The organism is Caulobacter sp. P1_B12_2 (assembly GCF_056406675.1).
The window spans coordinates 1-3,090 of the sequence record NZ_JBFTZS010000506.1; the positions used below are offsets into that span (position 1 = coordinate 1).

A 3,090-nucleotide genomic window follows, 5' to 3' on the forward strand; every position below is an offset into this window, starting at 1 on the left:
ACACCGCCCTGTCGTTGGGCGCGCAGGCCGTCGATCTCTCGATGATCCCGTCGATCGCCGTCAAGAACCTGCAGATCCTACGCGACGGCGCGACCGCCCAATACGGTTCCGACGCCATCGGCGGCGTCATCAACTACGGCATCCGCGACAATGACAGCGGCTTCGAGGTCCAGGCGCGCTACGGCCAGACCTACAGCGGCGACGGCAAGAGCTATCAGCTCGCCGCCAACGCCGGCTTCAAGCTGTTCGATGCGGGCTTCGTCAACATCTCGGGCGAGTATTTCGACGATGGCCAGACCAGCCGCGGCGCCACCCGGCCCATCGCGGCCGTCTTCGCGGCGAACAACCCCACCCTTGCGGGGCAACTGCCCAACTATCCCGGCCCGGCGCAGATCTGGGGCTCGTCGCCGACCCACGGCTACAAGGTGTTCCTCAACTCCGCCTATGACGTCAGCGACAACACCAGCATCTACCTGACGGCCAACCTCGGGCATCGCGAAGCCGATCAAAGCTTCAACTATCGCTCGCCGATCTCGGCGCCGACGCCTCTGGCGGTGGACGACGGCACGGGTACGCCCGCCACGCGCTCGCCGGGCCGCAACGGCGCCTTCGCCCCGATCTACCTGACGCGCTGCCCGGCCGGCAACGCCACCTGCCCCACGGGCGGCTTCGTCAAGGACAGCAACACGTTCAACTTCACGTCCGTTTATCCGGCGGGTTTCACGCCGCGCTTCCAGGGCGAAGTCGACCAATTCTACGGCACGGCGGGCGTCAGGGGTGAGGCCGACAACGGCTTGACCTACGACCTCTCCGGAACCTTGGCCAAGAACTCGATCGATCTGGCCATGACGAAGTCGCTCAACGCCTCCTTCGGTCCGACCAGCCAGACGGAGTTCAAGTTCGGCAAGCTGATCCAGCGCGAAACCAACCTGAACCTCGACCTGACCTATCCGATCGAAGTCGGGTTCGCGAGCCCGATCACCCTGTCGGGCGGCGCCGAATATCGACACGAGGAATATGAAGCGACAGCCGGTGACCTGCAGTCCTACGCCGCGGGTCCCTACGCCGTGCAGCCGCTGTACGTACAGGTGTCGCCCGGCGTCTACACCCGCTCGCTCGTGAGCGGCAATCCTGAGACGGCCTCGCAATCGCCCGGCGCCAGCGGCTATGGCGGCACCAGCCCGGCGTCGGCGAAGACGTCCACGCAGAGCAACTACGGCGTCTATCTCGGCGCCGAGACCGACATCACCGAGGCCTTCACGGTCGGCGTCGCCGGACGCTACGAGGACTACGACACCTTCGGCGACACCTTGGTGGGCAAGGTGAACGCCCTCTATCGGGTGACAGACGCGTTCTCGGTGCGCGGCACCGTCGGCACCGGCTTCCACGCCCCGTCGCCGGGACAGAGCAATACCGAAATCCTGACGACCGCCTTCGCGCCTGGCGGCGAGCAGGTTCAGACCGGCACCTATCCGGTGACCAGCGCCATCGCGCAGTATTTCGGCGCGAAGACCCTGACCCCTGAAGAGTCCACCAACTACGGCGTCGGGTTCATCTTCAACCCGATCAGCAACTTCAGCCTCACCGTCGACGGCTACTTCATCAAGGTGAAGGACCGCATCAGCATCACGAGCACTTTCGATGTCGATGCGGCCGACATCGCCGCCCAGCCCGCGCTCGCCGCGGTCGGCGTCGGCGGCGCCGTGGCCTATTTCACCAATGGTTTCGACACCGAGACGAAGGGTGTCGACGCCGTCGCCAGCTATCGCACCGAACTGCTGGACAACCCGCTGAACTTCACGCTCGCCTACAGCTACAACAAGAGCGAAGTCACCAAGTCCGATCCGGTGGCCATCGGCGCCGATCGGATCTTCGATATCGAGCACATCACGCCGAAGCACCGCGCCAACGCCTCGGCGAGCTACGAGGTCGCCGGCTTCCTGATCAACGCCCGCGGGAACTACTACGGCAGCTGGCGGACCGACCAGGACTATCCGGGCCAGAAGTTCGGCGCGAAGGTCACCGCTGACCTCGACGTGAGCTACACGGTCGCGGAAAAATACACCGTCACCGTCGGCGCCAATAATATCTTCGATGAGTATCCGGATAAGCTTGCCCCAACCACGGCCAACCCGATCTACGCCCTGACCGGCAGCACGGCCGACGGTCAGATCTATCCGCGCTCGGGCGGCCCGTTCGGCATGAACGGCGGATTCTGGTACGCGCGCCTTAAAGTGAAATACTAGGCATTGCGGACACTTGCCGCCTCCACGGAATGGTGACGGCGAGATGGGGGACGGCCAGGGAGTTCCTGGCCGTCTTCTTCTCCAGGCGCGCGGCCCATGCGGCGCCGGGCGGACGGGGTCGTGACGGTCGCCGACACCGGCCACAGTGAACGTTCGAAGAGGCGGCTGGTCGGAAGCCTGAGCCGCTCCGGGCCGCCGCCGCGGGCGGCGGACTTCGGCGGGGCGCCGCGCGTGGGCCGGGAACACCCAGGGCCGTGACCGCATTCCACAGCCATGCTTTCCCTGATCCTCGACCTCAGCAACATCCTCGGCGGTTTCCTGCTGGCCATCGGCCTGCTGGCGCTGATCCCCAACGCCGGCGACAACCTGGCCCGGTTCGCCGAGCGGCTGGGGCCGTTTCGCTGGATCGTCGGGGTCGTGGCCCTGGTGTGCGGCGGCTATTTCCTGATCGTCCATCTGATCAGCGGGCCGCGGGTCTTCCACTTCGAGCTCGTGGGCATCGCGGTCGGCGTGCTGTTGCTCTGGGACCGTCTGCGGGCCGGGCGGCTGGCCCATCGCGACCTGCCGGCCAGCGGTTCGCAGGGCGCGGGCCTGGTGCTGGCGATGTTCGGCATCATCGCCATGATCGTCGGCCTGCAGGGCGTCTTCACGCCGGACTGACGCGACGCGGGTCCGGGTGGCTATTTGGCCTTCTTGGCCTCGTCGGCGGTGTAGATCTGGACCGGCTGGTTCTTGGCAACGCCGGCGCGGTGGTCGGTTATGTATTTCAGCTCCCGCAGCGCCCCGCCGTGGTCCGGCTCCAACTGCAGCGACAGCTTGTAGTCGGCCTCGGCCTCGTCCAGGC

At 66.2% G+C, this 3,090-nt stretch carries 2 protein-coding genes; both read left to right on the plus strand.

Annotated features, from left to right (window positions below; translation table 11 throughout):
* A partial coding sequence (locus tag AC1DZ6_RS22325; protein WP_477099314.1) for a TonB-dependent receptor plug domain-containing protein occupies positions 1–2,246 on the plus strand: 2,246 nt, incomplete at its 5' end.
* Between the two features lie 273 nt (positions 2,247–2,519).
* On the plus strand, positions 2,520–2,906 hold the full coding sequence (locus AC1DZ6_RS22330) for a hypothetical protein (RefSeq protein WP_477099315.1): 387 nt from the start codon (positions 2,520–2,522) through the stop codon (positions 2,904–2,906).
* Positions 2,907–3,090: the final 184 nt, after the last annotated feature.

Coding starts and splice junctions, on each gene's coding strand:
- AC1DZ6_RS22330 (WP_477099315.1), top strand. CDS start 2,520: ATGCTTTCCCTGATCCTCGACCTCAGCAACATCCTCGGCGGTTTCCTG.